We start from the raw sequence: 22878 nt of genomic DNA, 5'->3' as shown, positions 1-22878 counted from the left end.
TACCACAAGCGTTTTAAGTGCTAATGCTTTCTACTCCTGTTGCGAGGTCGCACCCATGAGGCTAACACTGAGGTAAGAAAATGCAATAGATGGGATGTGAGTCCCAGTCTAACCAAAAACTGGGTTAAGTGTATGGTTCCTTTAATTTAGTAAAAGTGAAATTTATGGATAATACAGCCCTCTATTGTGCAACGCCAATTCTTCGCCATCCTCAAATTTTAAATGGTTTTCTCAACTACTACATAAGTAGTAAATTTAACACGATATTTTCCGCGCTCTCTTGCTAAAAAGGTCATCCCGATGTCAAAAATCACTTGATAATGCAGTCCGTCTTGTCGGTAGATTTCCAGAACGCGACCGTGAGGAATAAGGTGACTCCATTGTTTGAAATCAACTGAGCGTTTAACTCGAATCGACAAATTATTTTCATTCGGTTGGAGTTGAACAAATATTTTTTTAAGCTCTTTCTCTATGGTAAAAGCGTTCTTAGCATCCTTATCTTCAGTTGTGAGAATTTCGACATGAGATTGAGTATCAAATCCACCCCATTTTAATAATTCAACTAAAATGGAAGCCCCTTCTTCCCTCAGATAGCGATCGCGGTAGATAATCTTCGTCACCTCGCTTCCAGATAAAGCAGCCTCTAATCTCAGTTTATTTCTAAGTTCTGACATGCTGAAGTCGCCGCGCCATTCCTTCTCAGAAGGGTTTAAGAAGATTACGGTAGTGTTTATATCTTCTAACTCAGATGCTTGAACAAGTCTTGCTTCCTGGCGTAATTTTTCTAACCGACTAATAACTGTTTTAACACCTTCTGGGCTTCGGGTTTGAAACCATGTTGATGGTTCATTGTTTGAGAATTGCTGCAATGACAGTGCAATACGATTACTTTGGTTGCTATTGAAACAGAGAGTTGGGACATCCTGATGTAAATTTTCAGCACAGACCTGGTAAAGTTTTACTAAACCTTGGTCTATCAACTGTTGTAAGCGTTTTCGCCAAACCTTGAGGTGATTTCGTTGATCTAAAGAAGCATCTGAAAGTGTATTCGGGTCTGGCAAATGGTTTACTATTAATTCAAGTGGCTTATTAATCAGTCTCATAGAGTAAACTGCATCTGTAAGCAGATTTAACCAAGGCAAATTTGAACCTTTATTTAAACCAAACTCATCGGTTAGTTTGGGTAAATAAATTAAAGTATCTGGTGCAGCCGCTCGGCAAATTGCTGGTAAAATATCTGCGATGAGAGACAAACTTATTCTGTTAGAGTTGGGAGCAAATTTTTGTAATTCTTCATCTGGACTGACTTGCTCAACTATCGGTATAAGAAAATCTGCCACTAAATGACGGTTAAATTGGTTGTGAAATGGCTGATTTGAGTAAGTTTGCAAACAGTCATAACAACTAGTTGCACAGTTGCATGATGAAACTATTTTTAATGCTGTCTTTAAAACTTCATCAAAGCGTTCGGCAACGCGACGGCTGTACCCTGCCCCTCCAGGCACATTGTCATAAATAATAATGTTAGCGCGTTTGTCCGAACGAGGCGTAAACAGCCCATCTAATTCTGTACGCGGTACGTCAATTACTTGGGCTGCTGCTGCTAACAATGCATAAGTGAGAGAACGCCAAAATTCTAAACCTCGGTTGCGATTTTTTGTATTGGTAAAAATTTCGCCGTCATCTTCGCGTTCTCCATCTTCGCCGAACAGGGGTGTAGGTTCAGTTTTGGAATCAAAGACAATTTTTAGCAAATCGCTACAAAATTCATGTCCCAAATGCATCAATGTATAGCGGCCAGAACATGGTTTTCCTGTTCTGGGATGAGTATGAGGAATTTGCGATGATTGTTGGCTAGTTGCAGAGTTTTTATTGGCTCCTTTTTTACCTCGGCTTTTTTTCGGTTCTCCTTTGGGTAATAAATCGCTCAAATCGCGTCCACAGGTAGTACAAATTGCAAATCCTTTTCTATCAAACCCTTTGTCTTTACCATAGGAACCTTGATTAGCTAAAAAGAAATTTCCACCTTTGCTAACAGTAAGAGTATACAAACCCAATTGTGGTGGTAAGGTTTCTGATAAATCCCCATCATTTATCAAGAAAATCTGAGATACTGGTTGACGCTGCGGTTTGATATAGGGGGTGACTTCTGGAAGCTTTTCCCAATCAGTTGTAAATGCTTTGGGAACCTTGTAAAGTTTCATTTTTTTAGCCGCAGGTGAGGATGGCTCATCACCGCAGACGGGACAGGATTCTACTAGTTCATCTCCCGTATTAGCATCTAAAAAATGATTGCAATTTTGGCAAACCCAATAAAATTTTTGTTCTAATTCTGTTGGTTTGAGAATGCCAACACTTTTGTACATTCGGTCATCTACTATTATTTCTTGGTCTGGAGCATATTCACCAAGAGCAAGTCGGCGATCGCGTTCTAGTCGATGTTTCCCTTGTGCCGAATTATACTCATTGCTTTCCCCGGTCAAAAGGCGAACTACGTCAATAGGAAAACCATAAATTGGTAGGATACTGGCTTGCGCTAGTTCGTTGTGTAGGCGACGAGAGCCAATTTTATCAAGTTCGCGCTTTGTCCCAGCGATGAGTCTGGCGATTTTCTCTAAATTTTTTGTTTCAGATGGATCGGTAATGCGGTTTCGTAGTTCAAGCATATCTTCCGCTAAACTATTCCAATCTTGAAGTTGCTGCTCTTGAAAATCTTCAATCCCATCTTTAAAGCCTCTCAGCACTATAGCTGCTTGACTTTCAAAGCTACCTAACCGAGTTAGCCACTGCGCGGTTAGCTCTGCTGCTTCATCGCTATTTAGCCATTGTTTTAACTTACAAATCTTGGCTTCAGCAGCAGGAGTGAAATTTTCAGAGGAAGCAGGATTTTCTAGTGGTAAATCCAAAAACTCTGCTATTTTTATTTCTTCTGCACTGAGATTCCAGTTTTTTCGTAAAAATGCAGCTAGTAACTCAGCATGAATGTGACGCTGCTGTATTTGGAAGTTAGCAGAATCAAGCTTGGGAATTTGATTGCTACCAGCAATTAACTCTTTTGGTTGCTCAAAATAAAAGCGGTCGTGGGGACGGCGTTGCCCATACATTAAAGTAATAGCTACACCATCTGTGCGTCGTCCAGCGCGTCCTGCTCGTTGCTGGTAGTTGCTAACATGGGGAGGAAAATTGCGAAGAACCACCGCTTGCAACTCACCAATATCTACACCCATTTCTAAGGTTGTCGAACAACTGAGCATATTGATGCGACCTTGGCGAAAACGATTTTCGCGTTTTTCTAGTTCCGCAACACCTAGCTGTGCTGTATGTTCTTGCGATCGCAGTGGCAAGGGTAAGCGTTGTTTAATTAAATACTGCTGGTAATGTTCGGCAGAGGTTTGTTCAATTTTTTCAGGTGTGTAAGGCTCAAGAGTACCACCACATTTATAAGCCGAACATCTTTGAACGCTAAGTTTTCCAAGAATGATTTTTGATAAACTTGGAACATGAAAAATCTGCTGGCAGCAATTACATTTGTACCAATCTTGCCGCGTCTCAAAAATATTTAACAGTCCCCAGTTGAGTTGAAATCCCTTTTTAGCTGAAACAAGTAAGCCAAAGTCTTGAAGTTGCCGGAAAAGCCATATAAAATCTTCTTTACTAGGAAGTTCCTCTTCGCCAAATATTTGTAAGAAGTACCAACCCAAGCGATTTGGTGGTTTTCTCACCTTTCCTTGTTTCCAAGGCATAAAAGAGGGAGAGTCTTTATATTTTTTTGTGTCATCATCTGACTTTTCTAGAAATAGGTAATTTTTAGACTTACCCTGAGCATCTATCATTTCGGGACGGCGGCCATCGCCTCCGGTTTCTTGAAAGTAGCTGGATGAGCCTTCAATGCTAACAATTCCTGTGCGACGGATGATGTCAGTAATCACTGTCAAGAAAATCTGCGCCTCATCATTGCTGATTTCAAATTTACCAGCAACTGACTCTATTAAATGCTTCTCCAATTCTATATGACAAGTTAACAATGCAAATGCTTCTAAGGTTAAACGACGGTTAAAATAAAGAGCAAATTCTTTAACTAATATTTCCTTAGCTCGTTTCTGAGCTAAATCTTCCGCATCTATTTTATTTTTTCTATCTTTAGGTTCCTCTTCTGGATCGTTAGGACGGTAGCTTTTATAATTTACATCAGATTTTCGGTCAGGGTGAGGAATATAAAATTCTAAAAAGTCTGCTTTCAGTTGGTGAATTACTTGATTAACAGATGTAATACCTTCAGTATTTTTTACCTGGTTAAATGCTTGCCAAAGCATCTGGCGGTATAGCATTTCGGTATGGGTACGTTGATAGTCAGAGGCAAAAAAGGCTGCATCTTGACGACCATCGGAAAAGGTAAGTATTTTCCGCTTTGAAGAGTTTTTATCAGTCTTTTCTGTTTCTGGTAGTAGTTCAAAGAGACTATCAAGCATCGCCTCTAATGGGCCATCTGTATAAGTCACAAATCGATTAATTGCTAGAGTAGTGCGCCCAGTTCCAGCACCACAAGCAGCACATTTTTTTAAATAACAACCGCCTTTATCCTCATCATTTTTTTGGCGATGCCATGCTAAAATAAATTCATTTTCTGGTGTTACTTTGTTTGTAAACGCTTCATCTGGAAGTTTACCAATCCAGCCATGCTTCTGAAGTTCAACAAATTTAAAAGTTTTTAGTGTTGTTGATTCTTGTTCCTCTTCATCTTCACCCATTTCCTCTTCTTCTGTTACACTGTCTAAATTGCCAGAAGTCAAAGTGTAAATCTTGGTATTATCCTTTAATGCTTGAATTGATCTGGGTAGAGATTCTAGTTCTCCCGAATCTTGACGTTGAGTAAATACATAACCCTGACCACATTGGGAACAACTACCCAATTCTAATACAGGCGAACCACAGCATTCACAGGTTTTTTTCTCATTCAAATAAAGTTGCCCATATCGTACTTCACGGTCTGAATAAATTGGGTCGTGCGCTGCTCCCGAACATTTGGGATTAATACAGGCATAAAGTCCCTCTAAACTGCGAAATAAAAGATGCAATCTCACAGGAAGTAAAGGTAAATCATCTGGATTTGCACGAGCGAGAGTACCTATTTGCAGCAAATGAGCTAGTGCAACTTCTGCATCTGTATCATCAACGCTACCATCTAATTTAATTGGCAGATTTACACCCCATAATTCTGTAGAGCGAACTATTTCTTCCCAAGGTTTAGGTTCGCGACAAAGTATGTTAATCAGTCTATGTATTAAGGGATGTCCCTTGAGAGCAAACCAGAGGAATTTGTGGATATCGCTATCAGCTTGCGACTCAGCTAATTTTAGTTGTTGTTCGGGTACAATAGCGCTCAGTGGGTCAAACCAAGAACTAATTGGAGAACCTTGTTGTGGTAATTCAATAATACTTAAATATTGTATAATTTCTTCATTAGTAAGTGCAGCAGGTAGGGTATAAGGTTTGCCTAATCGGTCTTTGGCATTGAGACGCTGACCGCGAATTACTTGACTAAAAGTTTCACCAAAAAACTCTCCTGCAAATGCGATAACTTTATCATCAACCGAAGCATCTCCTAAGCTGGCACTGGTAGCGATGCAGCGAATTTTACCTTTTTGTTCCACACCTACGGAAGCTTTAAAACGCTCCAACAGCATGGAAACTTCACTACCCTTAGCACCATCATAGGTGTGAGCTTCATCTACTACTAACATTTTGAAAGTATTTACTGAAGCCTCAAAAATTTTTTCTCGCTCCTTGGGTCGAATCAACATATGCTCCAGCATGGAGTAGTTGGTAATTAAAATATGGGGTGGTGCTTCCCACATTTCTTCTCTTGAGAGTAATTGCACTTGGCTAGTTTTTTCAATAGCTTTATCAATTAATTCTTCATCTTTTATAGATTCTATTTCAGCCAAGGTAAATAATTGCCGCAGTTCTTCTGGATCGTAAGCTGCAAATTCTTCTCTTAATGACTCTATTGCTTTACCTCTGTCTTTTTCGGTGCGACTGGTGTAGAATCCAAATTTAGTTTTGTTTGTCGTCTTTTGGCGACATAATAATTGCCGCAGACGTTTAACTTGGTCATTTACCAGAGCGTTCATCGGGTATAAAATTAGCACCCGCACTCCAGCGATCGATAAATTATCTCCTTCTTTCATCAGCATATCGAGCATGGGTGTCAGGAAACACTCAGTTTTTCCCGAACCTGTACCAGTCGCAACGACTATATTTTGCTGTTGTTCCACAACTGCGCGGATAGCTTTTTCTTGATGTTCGTACAACCGACGGCTACTAGGTATAAATAGTGTTGCCATATCAGGGTGTAAAACCCCTTGTTCGACCAAATCATTGATACTAAGACTTGATTTATACGGCTGAGAACCTTCGAGGTAAGGATGTTGCCAAAGGTTTCCAGGTTGCTCTAATAATTGCTTAAAACCGTAGCGGAGATGGGGGTCACGTAGGGGGTAAGCTGTAAGTAAATAGCGAATAAAGTCTGCACGGGGTTGTTCAACTGCTGCGATTGGATCTAGATATTTAGTCATACTAATTTAGCTCCTAAACGTTTAAATGCTTCTTTTACAAGTGGCCAGTTTTTTGATTGAAAATTTCGAGTTCTGTATTCTTCTCCAGGCTCAGAAATATGCCATAACCACCGTGCATAGGTACTGGGAAGATAGACACCTTGCAAATTTAACTTTCCTGGAGGTTCATCCCAAATTATTTTTAAAGGACATCCCATTTGTTTGTCCTGGTAGAACATGGCTAAAATAGCTAAATCTGGCTCTAATTCATAAAAATTTTGGTCTTCAAACCAGAGATATTCACCTGTGGGTAAGTGCAATATATCTTCATTTTTGATACTTTCGCGGCTCGGATTGCGCCAACGTTCTTTCTGCGCTTCATTACAGGGTACGTATCGCTGAATATAGCTTCCATTTTGCCAATTTTTGATAGAAAAAGGGTCTTCTGTCCAAGTTGAACGCAACTCCGATTTCAAGGGTTTTCTTGGGATTGGAAAATTTTCAATGCTATCTGAAATAGTCAGCAAACGAATACCAACTTGATTAAGACGGTTTCTAATCCTATGAAATTGATTACTTTGAGGGCGTAACACTAAAGGATTTGGAGGGTTTTGTTGACTTTCTAGGACTTGATGAGCCAGAGTCAAATAAGCGCGATCGCCCCGAAATAGCAAACTTGTTAAATCTTCTTTATTCTGGGCTAAAACCATCGGAGGAGCAATGCAGTAATGGTTTCGCGTTCCTGCTAATATTTCACCTTCTGCTTGCAATTCATTTAGGGTATTTTGAATTGTATCTGTTAGGTTTTCTTGAGATTCGTTGGGAGAAAGACTTGAAACTAGCAGCGAAATAATCTGATGCTTTTATTACCAAAACGACGCTGTTTAGGAGTTAAAACCTGAATTAAACTGTTCCAGTCCCTCAAGAAAAAATTGTTTGGTAAGTAATAGTTTCTCAGCAGCTTTTCGCGCTCATTGTCATCTTTCAGCGTTTCAGGTAATGTTCCTTGACGTTCAAGTTCAACAGCAATAATAGCAATACCTTGAAGTAACTGCCCGGATATTGGTTCAACTTCCTCGTTTTCTTTCTGCGGGCAACTAGATTTAAGAAAATGAATTAGAGTAGTCCATTGAGGATGCTTTTCGTGACAAAAATCAAACAGTTCTTCAGAAATATCTTCACATGAGCTATGGGCAATTTCCCACCATCCATATTCATTTGAGAATTCCTGAACTAAGTGGGCAAAATGATTGAGGTTTTGTTGAGGAATACCACTTTGCAGCCATAAGGTTGATACATAGGGATACCCTCCTTTAGCTTTGACAAGACCAAGTAGGTCAAACCCTTCACCAACGATCCGACGTAGTGTCTTCTCTAAACTTTGATTACACGAAAGTTTTAACCTTTGACAAAAACCATACCAAAATTTTTCTTCAACGCTTGAATAATAATATGCATACTCAGATAGAGCAAAGGTTAGAATTTTCAGCCAGTTCTGCTCAGGTTCATCGAATCTTTCATATAACTTATTATAAGTAACTGTACTTAGGTTGCTCAAGTTATAGCCTACAACATCTAAAACTTGGTCTGTGGCTTTTTGACTAATCTGAATGCTACCCAAAAATCGCTGTTTATCTGGACGATTATAATGAGACCAATGTGACGAAATTGTTTGCCAAAGATGTTGCGTTTGTCTTGGTATAGAGAAGTTAAAAGTAGTCATTGTTTAGTAGATAACTAACTTAGTTAAACTGCGTCGCTAACGCTGGGCTATCGGGCAATCGGAGAAGGGATTTATCCCTTCTGCCTTTTTCCCTCTGCTTTCTTGTTCAATTTTTACTAACCAGACAACCAACAAAGTTCGGTTGCTGCCCTGACAAAAAAGTATCTTTATACTTAAGATTCCCTGCAAAGGGTTTTAAGTAACTATTTTTACACTATATCTACAATTTACGCGGAAAATTATCTATTTAAGATATCGGTCTAGTACTTGTGCCGTTTGAGTGCAATGTAGGCTGAATGCCTTGATTTACCTTGTATAAACTGCATAGTAGCAAAAGGGATTTCAAGAAATCCATTAAATCCGAGTATTTATTTGATTATTTAAAATTACCTAAAAAGCAAGACTAGTAGAGCTTTGAGAGGTTAATTTAAGTACTAGTTGAATATTTTCTTTTACTTGACAGGTCAAAATGCCCAAGAAGTCTATTGCTCATCTTTATACTGACCTCCAGGCGTTTGAACGGTTGATGCTACTGATTGCGACTTTTGTGCGTTATCCCGGAGTGGGCGGCAGTGATTTTAATGATTCAATCGATACAAAATCTGGGGGTTATCATGATGCACTTACTGAGGTGTCGGTGCGTTTGCAGGAAGTTGCTCGTGACTGCGGTATTGATTTGCCAGCTTACTCACTACACACGCTGCGAAAAGATTTGCGGACATTGCGTCACTACAATATCCTAGACAACCGTATGTATCGTTGGGGTTATTATCTGGGGACTGGTGCAATGAGTCGGGTAGAATTACAGGTTGCGTTCAATGCCTTGAGTTCTCAAGCAAAATATCAACAAGATCCGCAAGTTAACAAAATTTATCAAATATTGATGCGACGATTGCGGGGACTGAACTTAGCAGACCAATTTGCCTATCCAGTGCGGGCGCAAATCAATCGAGCAATTATTTACACTGACCCGCAAGAAATGATGGCTGATAGTAAGTATCGCGGCACCCTTTTTGAAAAACTAGAACAGCTAGAAAGCGCTATTATTCGAGGCCAGGCAATAGAAATTTACCGCAGTCGTAATGCTTATCAAAAAGGTATTACTGAGTTTTTAAATATTTACCCTTTACAACTTATCTATTCAGATATAGCTTGGTATCTATTGCATGAAGATTGTCAGAATGGACATTTAGCTATCTCAAGGTTGGATAGGTTTACCGAACACTTTAAGTTGCTTGACTCTAAAGGACGGGATTCAACAGAACAATGGCAAAGCCTCCAAGTCGCACATCAACTACTGGAGAATGGCTGGGGGTTATATTTAGGTAAACAAGAGGAACAAAGTTTAGAGCGACAGGGAAAATTAGATTTTGTTAAAGTAACCGTGCGCTTCTTTCCTGATGTTATGGTGTTTATTCAAGAAGGCGAAAAACGCCATAAAAGCCAGAAAATTTCTTTTGGAGCGAAAACTCCAGATGGAAAACCAAGCTACCTAGATTACAGACTCAAACTTCCATCGCGATCGCTGACGGAATTTAGCCGTTGGGTTTATCGTAAAAAAATGTCCAGAAGGTCAATACTTTAGCTTTGACTTGGTAGCTAAAATTTCTGCTAAATGCCTACTTAACTGCTATGAACATTTACCAGAAAAATCTACCACACAACCAGATCACTGCTAACTCAACATTAATTGAAGTCTCATCCTTCCAAGCACCTCTGGCTAGCATTGACTTTGGCAAGTTGTTTCAACAGTATAACAATCCCCAAGGTTGGATGATGGTAGGTGGAATACTGTTCGTTATACTGTTGTTGCAAATCAGTGGTACTGGTAAAGGAAAAATCACCACTGGTAAAGTCTCCGGTATCAGCGAGAAACTAGCAGCAACTAACCTAGCACTCAAGCAAATCAAGGAGCATAAACACAATAAAGTTACCCTATGGTCTGGTACTCCTCGCTATTGGGTAAAAGGCAAGTGGCGATCGCTAATTACTAATCTGCAAACAATGTTAGGTGCATCTCCTAGTGTTTGGTTTCCCAATGCCGAAAGGGGAACACTGGTAATAGGTGCGCCTGGGTCTGGTAAAACCTACTCTACCATAGACCGGATGTTAGAAAGTGCTATGCAGCAAGGTTTTCCGATTTTACTCTATGACAAGAAGGGCGACCAACTACGACTCCATGCACCCCTAGCTGCACGTTATGGCTATAAAGTACGAGTATTTGCCCCCGGTGAACCCTTTAGCGGTGTGATCAATCCTTTGGATTATATGCGTGATGCACGCGATGGGGTAATGGCAGGAGAAATTGGACAAGTGATTAACCGCAATGCTTCCAGTGGTGGTAAAAGTGATGAGTTCTTTGCTAAAGCCGGGGACTTGTTAGCTAAAGCACTTTTACAGTTAGTTAAGGGTTCTCCTTACCCAGATATGGCGATGCTGTATGCTGTGCTGCGGTTGCCAAAACTGGTACAACGTCTTGACCATGCGGTACAGTCAAAAAGGTTGGATGAATGGGTAGCGACTTCATTTATTCAATTTTTGAGTGCCAAGGATGCAGAGAAGACTATTTCGGGGATTTTGACCACAGCAGCAGGTACTTTCTCATCTTTCATCCAAGCTGATTTGCTGAGGGCATTTATAGGGAAATCGGATATTCCTACTAAGCTTGAAGGTAGAGAGATGGTGGTGTTCAAGCTAGATGATGAACGCCGCAGTGTGGTTGGGCCTCTGCTGGCGGCGGCAATGCACTTGATGATTGTCGGTAATTTAAGCCGTCCCCGCAAAGACCCGTTGATTATTTCTTTGGATGAATTACCATCAATTAAGTTGGACAGATTACCGCAGTGGATTAATGAATATCGTTCCAATGGTGCCTGCTTTATTCTGGGTATCCAAAGTTTAGAGCAACTTTACGATATTTATGGAGATAAGATGGGAAGTGCGATCGCTTCTGCTTGTAGTACCCATGTTTTGTTCAATCCTGGTAACTACAAAACGGCTGAGGATTACTCAAAGCGTTACGGTGAGAAGGAAGTGCTGATTAAAAATCGTACCACTGGGCGATCGCTTGGCGGACAAATGAGCCGTTCAATTAGCTGGAGTGAGAATTTGCAAAAAATGCCTGTAATCAGTGCTGACGAAATTTTGAAATTTCCTCAAGGTAAGTGCGTAATTACCAGTCCTGGTTACAGTTCCGAGGGACAAGCTTCTATTCCTTATCCTTTAATTATTCCCGTGTCCAAAGCCGATGAAAAACGAGCGCATGATAGTGAAACTCTTTGGGACACACAAGTTAAACCTGCTTTAGAAAGTCAGGTGATAATTCCTGATCTTAAAACGCTAACACAAGCATTACATGAACGGATTGAGTCAGCCGCGCGGATGTTGCCATTACCAGAAGAAGATGTAGCACCTGCACATGAGTCTAGTAGCAGTGAAACTGATGTTTTAGAAAATTTCCCAGCACGAGTTTATCAAACACCCGGATTGCAAGGATAAGAGGCTGGTAGCTTTTAAGAAGAGCATTACAGAGTTACCAATGGTTACAGACCCAAAAAAGTGCAAGTTATACGCGCGATAGCTTACTCTTTCGGAAATTGGCGAATGTATTGAAATTAAATTTTTACAAATTAATGCTGAATCTTAGCAAGACAATATCACCTTTTACCCTTGACTTTTTTCAATGCTGCTTGTCGTACTTCTGCATTGAGCAAATAACCAAAACCCACCTTTTCTAAACGCAGCACAAATTCCTCTCGTGTATTGCCCAATTTACTAGCTGTAGCATCCAAATTCCAATTATGCTGCGCTAACTGACTCAGCAAATAAACTCGGCGAGTCTGCATTACTGATAATCGATAAGTCTTCAAATACTCCAATTCACCATTCTCTCGAATAATCGCTTCTCCAATATGATTTTCTTCGTTGGGGTTGAGGTCAGTAATAAATCTTTGTAACATGAACGAACCAGCAGTATAGACTTTTTGGGAAATTAACTTGCGTCCTAACAGTCCCTCGGCCATGAAACCCTGAAACGATGCCCAATCTGAACGCATATTTTGTACTGCTGCTCTCAAAGCTGTTAAATCATTAATTTTTGACTCATCTAAAGATACACTCATGGTCAAAGTTGTATCGTGCAGTAAAGCGTATTGGTACAATAATTCACCATAGAAATCTTCTAACAAGCTATTGTGCAAAAGTCGATAGTCCTCTGGTGTCGGTACTACAAAAGCTGATGCTAATGCTTCGGCAACAAATACCAATACCCCAACCTGTCGAGAGTGAATTTCAAATACCCGCAAAGCATCTTCAAGTCCAGCAATGTAACGTCCACTAAAAGAGCTTTCCATTCGGCTACCCAGCCCATGAGAAAGGGCATACTTAGAATATTCACTCCAGGCGATATCAGGGCCAGAAAAGAACATTGATAAAAAGCCTTCCATTGCCAAGTGGAGTGGCAAAAATCTCAGTTGGTTACTAGATTCCCGCTTCACCATCCGCTGCATTAACCGGACACTGGCACAAGCATAGTTTAGCTGTTTACCATCTGTTTTAAAAAGCTGTCCTCCAAAAGCCCCTACAGGGCTGCCGTCATTAGTCCAAGACAACACTAGCCCGTGAGGAACATAGGAAAAATATTTCATTCCGGGTGCTGTCATTTCTCCCGCTAAGGAAACAACTGCTAAATCTTCATCGTAGCTACGACGCAGCAAGCGCAAGTCATTACGTACTTGATGGCGCAATAATGGCACAATTCGCACTGCTCCCCGTATTTGAGAAGGAGCAATTTCTAGTCCTTTGAGTGATATGTCTGTTAACAAATTGCGTTTGGATGCCATAATTGCCGCTCAAGATTTATCAGTCTTGGAGTTTAGGAGTTTTTGTTGCTATATCGCTTAACATTTGCTTGACTCGCTCTGCTAAATATGATTCCAATTCGGCTAAAGATGCAGTACCTTCAGCAAACCGAGCAAAGCCCAACATCGTAGGTAAATCTTCTGCATCTCGTAATCCTACTGTGGGAATTGTGGGACTAAGGGGGTGTAAAGAAAAGTCATCGGCATTGTAAACAGGATTGCAATGAATAATCGAAGTTTTTTGTTTCGGGTCTAAACGATCGCGATATACACGTAGAATTTCCGAGGCTCCACTGGGGGGATCGTTTTCCCAACCATCGGTTACAAGTACTACTAAATCTGCGCCCCAGTCCAAAGCATCCAGTAGGGGAGTAGCTAGGTCTGTTTGTCCACGAGGTAGAATCAGCAGTGGATCGCTGGTTGATGCTGTCCAAAAAGCTTGGTATTCCTGGGATGCTGCTTTTAGTAAGTAATGAGTAGCTAAAGCTACCCCTAGAGGACGACGATGTTTTTCGGCTGAACCGGAACTAGAGTAGCTGCAATCTAGAACTGCGGCTACTCGTCCTAGTTTTAGGGGTGATTTTCTTAATGTGAAGGCAGCAGATTTCTCTAATGCTTGGTTTAATATATCCCACTGCTGTTTGCGAGTATCCAATGGCAAAGATAAGATATACAGTGCCAAACGAGTTAGGGGGAGACGACCTAAATTAATGTCGATTTCTACTTCTGTGCGGTTGGCTGAACTTTGAAAGCGCAATTTTTCATTCAAAGTCATTTGCTCTTGAATACGGGATAAAAAGACCTCTTGTTTAATTCCGTGTTTTGCTGCTAAACCTTCGGCAACTGTAAAGGGTAGTTGATAAACTGCTTGAGCGCTATAGTGTGCTTGGCGAAATGTCTCGAATAATTCTGTTTGATAAACTTGCTGTTTCCATTTACCAAAGAGAAAATTACCTAATTCCCCTGGTAGGGTGAGGTGAGCATGGGAGGCTATAGCTCGAAATTTGGAGCGATACTTAACAGCATCAAAGTTGATGTCACGTTTTTGCTGGAGATAATCACGAGCGATCGCTCTGCTACGACGATTGTTAATACTTCTTTTCCGCAATTGTTGCAATACCTCCCAACCTCGTTGTGGTGGTAGGGCTGTTAATGCTGCGGCAATTAATGCACCTTCTTCTTGTCGATGTTCAGGGGGTGTATGTTTTCCTGTTGCTAGTAATTTGAGGATAATTTGCGCTTGGTTGAAGTGGTTAATCCCTGCTGCCAATGTCCGGGTATAGAGTAAGCGGTAATTACCTAAAATATAGTCGTGCAAAAAGTCAATAGATACGCGCTGCCCATAACCATCACCATAGAACTCACGCTGTCCTGTGCAGGAGAGGCAGGCATTAATAAACATGACTAAATCTTCCCTTGCCACTTGCTGATGCTGGTTCGCCCGATTAATGTCCATTGTTGGCATAGTGGCTTTTTTGAAGGGGGTACTGTTCGGGGAATGACGACACGACAAGCTAGGATAGCGTTACAGGCTAGGTTCGGAAGTCGCACCAAAGTCCCGCAAACAGTATTAACGACTATTTTAAGTTCTAGATTAGAAAATAGCTATAGGAATCTGACTTAAATCTTACTAAGTATACTGAGGTTTTAATCTCTATAAAGTAAGTCTGCAAATTCATGAGACACGTCCTTAATTTCCCCATATACTGCATAGATAACTTTGACGGCGCTAATAGACAGCAAGTGCTATTTCTCAACATTATTTTGCCATACCTCTTTAAGAAACTTTTTGAACTTTTCTAGAATCAGAGGTAAATCACTATCAATTTCTTGGGTTTGTTGCCCATTTGTCATTGGACGAAACAGACGACGGCCTCGACTATCAAAACCAATTTTATCTGCAACTGCCATAAAGATTGAGTAATCTTTTGGTACTGGTAAATCTCCACCTTTGCGCTGAAGAATTAAAAAGCTGGTGATAATTCCCAATCCACATTCTACCTGAAAGTTCTCTGTAGGTAACTGAATGGAAGCAATTAGCAAAGCCATGTCTTCTAATAGCCATCTGCGAAAGTGTGCTTGGTTAGATGAAGACAGAATTACATTAGACACCAAGATACAGACTATTTCACCAGGTTGTAATTGATTTAAACACTGTTCTACAAATAAGCACTCTTGTTCTGCTTGGGTTTTCAACTTGGATGTAATAATGTAGCTTCCATCTCCGTGTTTTATCCATTTATAAGCCATCTCAAATCGGGCTAGTTCTGAATCGGAAGTGAGATTAATTTTGCAATAGGGAGGATTGGCAAGTGCTACAGTAGGCAAGGAAATTGGCAGAGGAGGATTAATGACACAATTTTGAAATAGTTGTTGCCACTCAGTAATTTTAATTTCCATCAAAACAAACTTCCTTGTAACATATTTTCTGCTTTAGTATTTTCGTATTTGATACCATTAATCAGCAAACTATTATTTAGCTTCGGTTTAGGTGTTGATGCAGAAGTTTCATATTTTAGATTTGGTCGGATAAAAGAAATACCCTTGCCAGTCAGGGTGTCTCCGATGACTAAATCTCCACCCAAACTAGGAATAGGCAATGCCAAGTAGGGAGCGTAAAGCATGAAGTTTAAACTTGCTATTTTTATTAGTAGCGAATCCCACTCCCAGCCTGTCAAACTGATGGCATAATTGGACATTTCCAATGCTAATCTTCCTGTACCAAGTGCTGGTTCATATATATGAAATGGTGCTATTGCAGCAGAACTCTTAACTACTGCAATAGCCATTGTCCTGGCTGTCCAAGTAGGAGTAGGATAGAATTTAGCTCTTGATTGCCCGTAACGATTAGCAGCCAATAAATTACCGAAGTAATCGAAGGGACAAGAAATCAAAAGCTTCAGTTCCAGTTCTTGAATAAGACGATTACTCGCACCGTTACATCCCTCTGGCTCATGAGGCAATTTAGCAATGCTGGGATGCCCTAGAGCATAAAGTAACCAGTCAGTGAAATAGGGAATAAATCTGGAAGGACTGCCACATCCACCTGTAGGAATAGATTGCAGACAGCTTGAGAGCATCTGTAAAACTTGAGGATGTCCCAAGTCTAAAAACTCAGTTTGTGGTATTTCTTTAGGCAGTTCTCCAGTTTGCATTGTCCATCGCCATTGCTCCCACCTACCTTGATATTCATCATCTAATTTCAGTAGTTTTGATAGTAGCCATCCATGTTCAACAGTTGATTTGAGTACCATTGGTGTTATCTGTAATAAGCATTTATTTGCCAATGGCAGAGGCATTAGCCTCTTAAATCTTGACTTCTGGAATAGCTTCTAAATTGACCATTGACGATAACTCAGGAATGACTATGTTTGATTGTGATTTGTTATCTGGAGATTGAGTCAGTAGTTTAATTAACCATTTTTCAGTCTGCATCTGATCCTTTTTATTCCAGCGTACATTTAATCTTTGGGCTGGTTTAACAGGATGTAATGCTAAAACTACGAGTTGTATGTGGTTAGGAGAAACTGAGTATTGTCTAGCCGTAGTCCACAACTTTACCCGGTCTTGCCAGCTTAAATATGGATGGCGTATAGCCCATTCATAAAGCCTGGGAATACCTTGTTTAAATGCTATATTTGTTAATACTTGAATAAAATGCTTATCGTCATTAATTGCAAGAGGTGCAATAACTGGATTATCGACTAATAACTTTTTCCGAGATTGAAAAATTTCCGGTGCAAGTTCCTGTATTTGATCAACCCACTGAGCAATTTGAGGATAGGCATTTAATAAAGGTTCTACAGTCAGTCCTAAAAATAGTTGTCTCATCACCAAAGAGAAGTTATCTGCAACTATAGAGTCAAAGGCAGAGCGATTTGGATGATATTTTTGACTGGAGAATAGGACTTGTTGCTGTGTTTTAGTAATTTGTTGAATATCGGCAAGATTAATTACTGGCATGGTGGAGAGAATATAACATCTCTCCAATGCAGCGGTAAGCTGCAAATTAATTATACGTACAGCCAAGATACAAGAATTAGCTGTCAATCAAGGACATACACCTATTCGTCAGGCAGTCATTGATTACAGCTATATTTAGAGATCGATCAGATTGTTCGGCGGTTGATTGCTATGCACTCAGTGATAGTACGGCTAATATCAGGTAAATAAAGCACATCTAATAAGAACTGTAAAATTACTGCACTAAATCTGAAGCAGTATTGTATTGTCATTTTGGATATTATTCAGTCTATTAGAGCAACAATTAGCGTTAGCCAAAGGCTTTGGCGTACCCTTACTCAAAAGCTTGCTACGCGTAGCGTCTCTAAGAGTTGCCATCGCTCCGTTTTATTTTTATTGCTCTCATTACTTCTTTATTTGTTACAAATGTTGTTTTTCTGCGAAAGGCGATCGCCAACTCCATATCTTGAGGAAGATATTGTGGATGGAGTGTCAATATGATCAATCCTCTACTTCCGGCTCACCAATTGTCTTCTGTGCGCCATGACGAATATGGAGAATTCTCACCGTTGGAACAGGCTGATCTTCAAGAACCGTAAATAGAATACGATAGGTTTGTTTTCCTTGCCCGTAAAGAAGCTGACGAATTTCTTGACTAAAGAAGGCATCCTCTCGAGCGATTGGACAGCGCCGAGGCATTTCTTGCAGAGAGACGATTGCTTTAATCAGCCCTTGATACCAGAGTTGCGCGCGTTCATCTGTGGTAAACTGAGAAAAACTTAAGAATGCGGCATCCGCTTCGGCTTTCGCAATGCTAGAGAAATCAATGCGGTACGTCATGCTTCAAGAGACAATCCATATTTCTGATTTTGTTCAGCAATGAAGTCCTCTAAACTCGAAAACTGTCCTTGCTCAAAATCATCAAGCCCACGTTGGATTCCCTTTAAAGCCTCAAAAAAATCTTGATCGTCCAAACTCAGTCCTAAAGTCAGCACCGCTAGCGCCATTTGCGAAATATCTTGTCCAGTACTTTCAGCACGCTGTCGCAGCAGTGCCTCAACTTTCGGTGGCAGATCAAGTGTAATGGACATTGTGAGTTTTCCGAGCGTGATACTGGTTTTATTATAGCGATGCCTGCTCTGGGCTACTCGGCGTCGCACCTCATAGATTGGATAAAGCGGACTGCTCAACTGTGGGAGTGCTTCAGCTACGCCCGTTGTAGACATCGCGCTAATTCTAGATACCTGTAAAATTAAGCTGCAAGCGATGGCAACTTTTAGAGACGCTACGCGTAGCTTGCTTCCCTGTAAGGAAGGGTACGCCAAAGCCAACTCTTGGAGACGCTCCGCGTAGCTTGCAACTCCTGCGGAGTACGGCTAACGCATATCTTATTAAAACATTAATCGTTCAATGAAAATTATGGGCGTTAAGATTAAACAAAAAGATTAAACAAATTGTGTCCCAAATTCTTATGGAGTTTCTGGGATGAATAGTGGCTTAACTTATGAGCAAGAAACCTTTGTGCAAGATAGTATTCCTGTTAGATTGGGAAAATTGGCAACTAACTTAGCACGGATAAGTCAACTTTTCAGTGACTCTACGCATGAGGATGTGGTCAAAAGCCTGATTAGAGAGACTATGTATTTTCTTGAGTGGATAGCCCCAGATATAGATATTGACAATGCTTTTGAGTTAGCAAACTTAGGAAGGTTTCTCACACGCTGGCTGTTTAACTGGGAACAAGCCTGGAATAACACAGATGCTAAAAACCAGATTATTCAAGAACTTGGCACTTGGTCAGACAGTGTTTTGCAAATATCAAAATTACCTGCTGTACAACAATCCTAACTGATAATGACTCAATCCCAACCTCCATTACCACAACCCAAACTAGAATCTGCTGGTATTACCTCTGACCAGTATTTTGAATTTACTCCAGAAAAGTTGGAACTGAGCAACGGATATTTGGGTTATGGTGGACAAGACCAACTTGGGTTTCATTTGTCTGTTCTCACCAATATGGGATTGTTGACAGCAGTTCGACATACAAATTTGTCGCTGTGGCTAGAAGCACTAAAAGGTGTGGTAAGAGAAAAACTACCGACTGTCAACGCTCAACCAGAAGTAGCAGAAGCAATGCTCAATCGATTTAATCGGGCGATTGCAGACTTGGAGGCAGTGATTGAGTATCTGGGACAATAAAATCTGGAATTTGAGCGATGTCTACGACGATACTCGTGTCAAACATCAAGTGTAGGGCTACGCCCCGGTGGAAGCGATCGCATCTAATAACACTAAACCCAGTTGCTTTAATAAAGCAGTGTTACCATCAGGGCAACCATGTTGAATTAGGCACTTGGCACAGCCAGTATCGCAATTGCAATCTCGTGCGATCGCTTTAGCAGCACCAGCAAGTTTTGGCAAATGCTTAAACACAGCTTCAGCCGCACCATTACCACCATCACTGGTATCATAGAAATAGCCTGTGTAATTGTTACTTTCCCCTAACTCCTTCACTACTGTAAAATTCACTTGTTTTGGGTCAACTCTAGCCACCAGCTGTAACGCTCTCATAATTTGATGCCCAAAGCTGTGGATAGCAATCAAGGTACTGGAATATTCCCACAATTGTTGATAGCCTGGTGGAATCGGTTCTCCACTGCGGGTTAAATTGGTTCTAGTTTCCAAGGCATTGTGCTGGAGGTATTCCCGCGCATTTGAGTTAATTGCTACTTTGACCATTGGTGCGGAAAATTGAGTACGGAAAGACTGCTCAAACTTTTCTTCTGACAGGGTTTTCACAATTACAGCTTTGCGTGTGAGTTTGCTACAAAGCGGACAACAACGTTCTTTAGGTAGCGTCTCTTTGTAGTTAAGACACCGCTTGTTCAAACAAGTCTGCTCATAGATTTGGGTCATTAAACTGTAACCACTGGTAATGTGTTTAACTTCACCAAAACTAAGTTCCAGGGTTAAGTATTCCTGACAGTCATCAACATCACTGACTTGAGAAAACAGCAATGGTAACTTCACCGGATCTGTCAGCACTGTTAGGCTACTGGTTTCTGATTCTGTAACTGCAACTGTAAACAGTGGACTATCTGCTGTCTGTTTTAAAATTGCTTGCTTGCTGTTCAAGTCAAGGGAGATGCACTGATAAGTCAGCATTCGTCCATTGGCATCTTGTCGTTTGTAGATGGCTTGGGGATGGACTTCTCGGTGAGCAATATCTTCTGAGATTTCCTCTAGTTCTTCCCCAGTTTCTGCATCTACTAGCTTGATGGTAGTTTGGGATAAGCCACCCCGAAAGTTAACATCTTTATGGGGATAGCCTTTTGCCCACAGTCCATTACGACCTTTATTTAGATGCCCTTGGGCTAACAGGAGTTTTGCTACCTCGTAAGCTGCTGTGCCAAAGTAGTGCTTGATTTTATTAGTAGGAATACCAGTTTCTGCCGCTGCACACATCAAATGTTTAGCAGCAAAGATGGGATATTCGTCATTAAAGAATACTTCCTCAGCTTCTGGCGATACCAGCATTTCTGGATGTTCTGCTACATAGCAGTCTATGGGATTGAGAGCATTGGGAAGTAGCACTGTCAGTCCAGACTGAGAACGTCCGGCGCGGCCACTGCGTTGTTGGTATGCCATTTTGGAACCAGGCCAGCCACGCAAAATGCAACATTCTAATTCTGGTAGGTCAATTCCAGCTTCTAATGCTTCTGTGGCAACAATCCATTTGATTGTGCCAGACTGGAGTTGGTCAACTACTTCTGCGCGACGCTCAGAAGTAATGCCACTGTAGAATGCAGCTACTTGGTTTGATTTGAGTAATTCTGTTAGTTCCCGCACACTGCGTCGGGAGTTACAAAAGGCGATACCTGATTTACCTTGATTAAGCAAAAATTGAATTATTCGAGCGGTATCACCAGTCAAATTGTAACTGGGCTGAGTGACAATTATTTGTCTAGATGGTGAAGCGGCTCCACTTTTGCGAATCCAAATTAGGGGTTTGGGGTTGAGTTTAGTTGGTTTTAAGCCGGAGATTTTCAGAGCCAGTTGTTTAGGATTACCACAAGTGGCACTCAGGAAGATAAATTGCAGTTTCTTGGAGTCACCACCGTAATGATCTACTGCTAGTTTAATGCGACGAATCAGCCAGGACATATTTGCGCCATAGCTACCTGAGAGGGTGTGAGCTTCGTCAAGCAGTACATAGCGCAATCGCTGATAAAAGTTTGCCCAATGCGCGGATTTCCAGGCTTGCTTGAGTTGAAAGTGGATTAATTCTGGTGTGACACCTAATATATGCGGTTCACTCTTGAGGATTTGTTCTCGTTTTTCTGATTTGATATCTCCAGTGATCATTGCCAGTATAGGTCTGGATTGTGTGGGTATGGTAGAGAGTAATTCAGAGATTTTGTGGAACTGGTCTAGTGCTAATGCTCGTAGTCCATAAAATGCTAATGCTCGATGTTCTTCATTGATACAACCTTCCAGAATGGCGGGGTATGTGCTGAGAGTTTTGCCACTGGCTGTGGGAGAGGTGAGGATTAAACTTTTACCTTGTCTAATTGCTTGTAAGGCTTGAAGTTGGTGAGAGTAAAGTTGGGTGATTCCTAATGAGTGAAGTGCTTTAATTAATTTATTTGGTAGGTCATTAGGAATATTTTTCAGATTAGGTTCTTTGGCAGGGATAGTCTGTTGCCAGAGTAAATCTTCACCTAGAAATTCAGCAATATCTGTTGGTTCAGTAGGATGGTTATTTGAGTTGGAATTTTCTGTAATGGGTGTACGAGGTGGTGTCCAAAAGCTTTGTAGTAAGGCATTGTAGTTGGGCGTGGTCATAGTCGTAGTCTTCGCTCACTGCCCTAAAAAATCCCCCATTGGGGGAGTGATACTAAATTTAGTACTTTATTCATTATGTTGTCTCTAATTTTAGTGTTCATACTGATTCAAATGAGTAATATTTATATTAAGTATGGAGAATGTTATTAATGTATTAGAGCGACAGGAATGAATATTGACTTACTGGGATATCGTCAAAACGCGGGTATGGGTCAAGTAGAGGTTGCTAATGCCTTGGACATTTCTAAGATGCAAGTTAATCTTTATGAGCAGGCTCCTGATACCGTTCCAATGGGGCTTTTAGTGAAATGGCTGCAAATATTAGGTATTGACCTCGCTACAGCTATGTCAGCACCAATACCACCACTCAAAGGAATTGATCCAGGAACTCCATACACTGAACTTTATCGCAAACTAAATTTACTGAATCAGTACATTGGTGATACTCCTCCTGTAGACAAACTAGATATACCAACACCACCAGCCACCCCCCATGATTTCCAACAACAGCTTAAGCTGTATAAACAAAAGCCTAATGTTGTTTTGACTGGAGGCTTCGACGCTGGTAAATCACACATGGCAAACGCCTTGTTGGGAAGTAAAAATTTGCCAGTTGGTTATCAGCCAGCAACAAGAGTAATTACATTTGTCCGTCATATAGAAGACCGTCCCAAATGGTGCAAAGAAGATGTATTGATTGTTAATGAAGATTTTTGGCTAAAAGATGAAAAAGGTAAGCAAATCATTGATTTACTACTTTTAGATGACCAAGAACGTTGTGAAAAGTATTGTGTACACGCAGGAAGCTTCGATACTTTGCAAAAATATGGAGTACATGGAGAATATGAGGATATAGCGGCTCATGCAGCTGTAGTCTATAGAACCCATTTGACATCTAAGAAGGTGCAGCAAGCCTCTTAACCATCAACCG

General features: G+C 40.8%; 16 protein-coding genes. 5 read left to right on the top strand and 11 right to left on the bottom strand.

The window, feature by feature from the left end:
* Positions 1–218 precede the first annotated feature (218 nt).
* The 3 genes from HWQ44_RS14890 to HWQ44_RS14880 all read right to left on the bottom strand — a co-directional run bounded on the left by HWQ44_RS14890 (position 219) and on the right by HWQ44_RS14880 (position 8277).
* Positions 219–6575, bottom strand: coding sequence for a DEAD/DEAH box helicase (locus tag HWQ44_RS14890; RefSeq protein ID WP_292719782.1), 6357 nt, complete (start codon positions 6573–6575; stop codon positions 219–221).
* Positions 6572–7324 carry a hypothetical protein gene (locus HWQ44_RS14885; protein ID WP_292719780.1) on the bottom strand — a complete coding sequence of 251 codons (753 nt, stop codon included), beginning with the start codon at positions 7322–7324 and terminating at the stop codon, positions 6572–6574. The genes HWQ44_RS14890 and HWQ44_RS14885 overlap by 4 nt, the downstream gene beginning before the upstream one ends.
* Positions 7325–7392: 68 nt before the next feature.
* Positions 7393–8277 (bottom strand): hypothetical protein, encoded by an 885-nt coding sequence (locus tag HWQ44_RS14880; RefSeq protein ID WP_292719778.1) that lies wholly within the window; start codon positions 8275–8277, stop codon positions 7393–7395.
* 469 nt (positions 8278–8746) lie between these two features.
* Between HWQ44_RS14880 and HWQ44_RS14875 the strand changes: the two genes are divergently transcribed.
* Together HWQ44_RS14875 and HWQ44_RS14870 are read left to right on the top strand one after the other, a co-directional pair.
* Positions 8747–9862: a WYL domain-containing protein gene (locus HWQ44_RS14875; protein ID WP_292719776.1), complete on the top strand. Its 1116-nt coding sequence runs from the start codon at positions 8747–8749 to the stop codon at positions 9860–9862.
* 47 nt (positions 9863–9909) lie between these two features.
* Positions 9910–11775, top strand: coding sequence for a type IV secretion system DNA-binding domain-containing protein (locus HWQ44_RS14870; protein WP_292719774.1), 1866 nt, complete (start codon positions 9910–9912; stop codon positions 11773–11775).
* 158 nt (positions 11776–11933) lie between these two features.
* Here HWQ44_RS14870 and HWQ44_RS14865 read toward each other — a convergent pair whose 3' ends face one another.
* The 7 genes from HWQ44_RS14865 to HWQ44_RS14835 form a co-directional block, all read right to left on the bottom strand.
* Positions 11934–13118 (bottom strand): hypothetical protein, encoded by a 1185-nt coding sequence (locus tag HWQ44_RS14865; protein WP_292719772.1) that lies wholly within the window; start codon positions 13116–13118, stop codon positions 11934–11936.
* 19 nt (positions 13119–13137) lie between these two features.
* Positions 13138–14592, bottom strand: a complete 1455-nt coding sequence (locus HWQ44_RS14860) for a hypothetical protein (protein WP_292719815.1) — start codon at positions 14590–14592, stop codon at positions 13138–13140.
* A 290-nt stretch (positions 14593–14882) separates the two neighbouring features.
* Positions 14883–15536 (bottom strand): N-6 DNA methylase, encoded by a 654-nt coding sequence (locus HWQ44_RS14855; protein ID WP_292719770.1) that lies wholly within the window; start codon positions 15534–15536, stop codon positions 14883–14885.
* Complete coding sequence (locus tag HWQ44_RS14850) at positions 15536–16390, bottom strand: hypothetical protein (RefSeq protein ID WP_292719768.1); 855 nt, start codon at positions 16388–16390, stop codon at positions 15536–15538. The genes HWQ44_RS14855 and HWQ44_RS14850 overlap by 1 nt, the downstream gene beginning before the upstream one ends.
* Positions 16391–16442: 52 nt before the next feature.
* A complete protein-coding gene (locus HWQ44_RS14845; RefSeq protein WP_292719766.1) occupies positions 16443–17165 on the bottom strand; it encodes a hypothetical protein in 723 nt (240 codons plus the stop codon).
* 435 nt (positions 17166–17600) lie between these two features.
* Entirely contained in the window at positions 17601–17939 is a 339-nt protein-coding gene (locus HWQ44_RS14840) for a type II toxin-antitoxin system RelE/ParE family toxin (RefSeq protein ID WP_094344623.1), read from the bottom strand.
* Positions 17936–18325, bottom strand: a complete 390-nt coding sequence (locus tag HWQ44_RS14835) for a hypothetical protein (RefSeq protein WP_292719758.1) — start codon at positions 18323–18325, stop codon at positions 17936–17938. Before HWQ44_RS14835 ends, HWQ44_RS14840 begins: the two co-directional genes overlap by 4 nt.
* 259 nt (positions 18326–18584) lie before the next feature.
* Between HWQ44_RS14835 and HWQ44_RS14830 the strand changes: the two genes are divergently transcribed.
* On the top strand, positions 18585–18947 hold the full coding sequence (locus HWQ44_RS14830; protein WP_292719756.1) for a hypothetical protein: 363 nt from the start codon (positions 18585–18587) through the stop codon (positions 18945–18947).
* A gap of 6 nt (positions 18948–18953) precedes the next feature.
* Positions 18954–19301: a hypothetical protein gene (locus HWQ44_RS14825; RefSeq protein WP_229489850.1), complete on the top strand. Its 348-nt coding sequence runs from the start codon at positions 18954–18956 to the stop codon at positions 19299–19301.
* A 57-nt stretch (positions 19302–19358) separates the two neighbouring features.
* On the opposite strand, the gene HWQ44_RS14820 is transcribed toward HWQ44_RS14825, so the two are convergent.
* Entirely contained in the window at positions 19359–21947 is a 2589-nt protein-coding gene (locus HWQ44_RS14820) for a DEAD/DEAH box helicase (protein ID WP_292719752.1), read from the bottom strand.
* A 168-nt stretch (positions 21948–22115) separates the two neighbouring features.
* On the opposite strand from HWQ44_RS14820, the gene HWQ44_RS14815 reads away from it, so the two are divergent.
* The gene (locus tag HWQ44_RS14815; RefSeq protein ID WP_292719750.1) at positions 22116–22868 is read left to right on the top strand and encodes a dynamin family protein; all 753 of its coding nucleotides are present in this window, start codon (positions 22116–22118) and stop codon (positions 22866–22868) included.
* Positions 22869–22878 lie beyond the last annotated feature (10 nt).

Source organism: Nostoc sp. JL34 (assembly GCF_017114945.1).
In the GTDB taxonomy this organism is placed as follows: Bacteria; Cyanobacteriota; Cyanobacteriia; order Cyanobacteriales; family Nostocaceae; genus Nostoc.
Note: the sequence above shows the minus strand (reverse complement) of the source record. Positions and strands in the feature narration are given on the sequence as shown.

Coding starts and splice junctions, on each gene's coding strand:
- HWQ44_RS14830 (WP_292719756.1), top strand. CDS start 18,585: ATGAATAGTGGCTTAACTTATGAGCAAGAAACCTTTGTGCAAGATAGT.
- HWQ44_RS14865 (WP_292719772.1), bottom strand. CDS start 13,118: ATGGCATCCAAACGCAATTTGTTAACAGACATATCACTCAAAGGACTA.
- HWQ44_RS14860 (WP_292719815.1), bottom strand. CDS start 14,592: ATGGACATTAATCGGGCGAACCAGCATCAGCAAGTGGCAAGGGAAGAT.
- HWQ44_RS14850 (WP_292719768.1), bottom strand. CDS start 16,390: ATGGTACTCAAATCAACTGTTGAACATGGATGGCTACTATCAAAACTA.
- HWQ44_RS14815 (WP_292719750.1), top strand. CDS start 22,116: ATGAATATTGACTTACTGGGATATCGTCAAAACGCGGGTATGGGTCAA.
- HWQ44_RS14870 (WP_292719774.1), top strand. CDS start 9,910: ATGAACATTTACCAGAAAAATCTACCACACAACCAGATCACTGCTAAC.
- HWQ44_RS14840 (WP_094344623.1), bottom strand. CDS start 17,939: ATGACGTACCGCATTGATTTCTCTAGCATTGCGAAAGCCGAAGCGGAT.
- HWQ44_RS14875 (WP_292719776.1), top strand. CDS start 8,747: ATGCCCAAGAAGTCTATTGCTCATCTTTATACTGACCTCCAGGCGTTT.
- HWQ44_RS14880 (WP_292719778.1), bottom strand. CDS start 8,277: ATGACTACTTTTAACTTCTCTATACCAAGACAAACGCAACATCTTTGG.
- HWQ44_RS14835 (WP_292719758.1), bottom strand. CDS start 18,325: ATGTCTACAACGGGCGTAGCTGAAGCACTCCCACAGTTGAGCAGTCCG.
- HWQ44_RS14820 (WP_292719752.1), bottom strand. CDS start 21,947: ATGACCACGCCCAACTACAATGCCTTACTACAAAGCTTTTGGACACCA.
- HWQ44_RS14825 (WP_229489850.1), top strand. CDS start 18,954: ATGACTCAATCCCAACCTCCATTACCACAACCCAAACTAGAATCTGCT.
- HWQ44_RS14890 (WP_292719782.1), bottom strand. CDS start 6,575: ATGACTAAATATCTAGATCCAATCGCAGCAGTTGAACAACCCCGTGCA.
- HWQ44_RS14855 (WP_292719770.1), bottom strand. CDS start 15,536: ATGGAAATTAAAATTACTGAGTGGCAACAACTATTTCAAAATTGTGTC.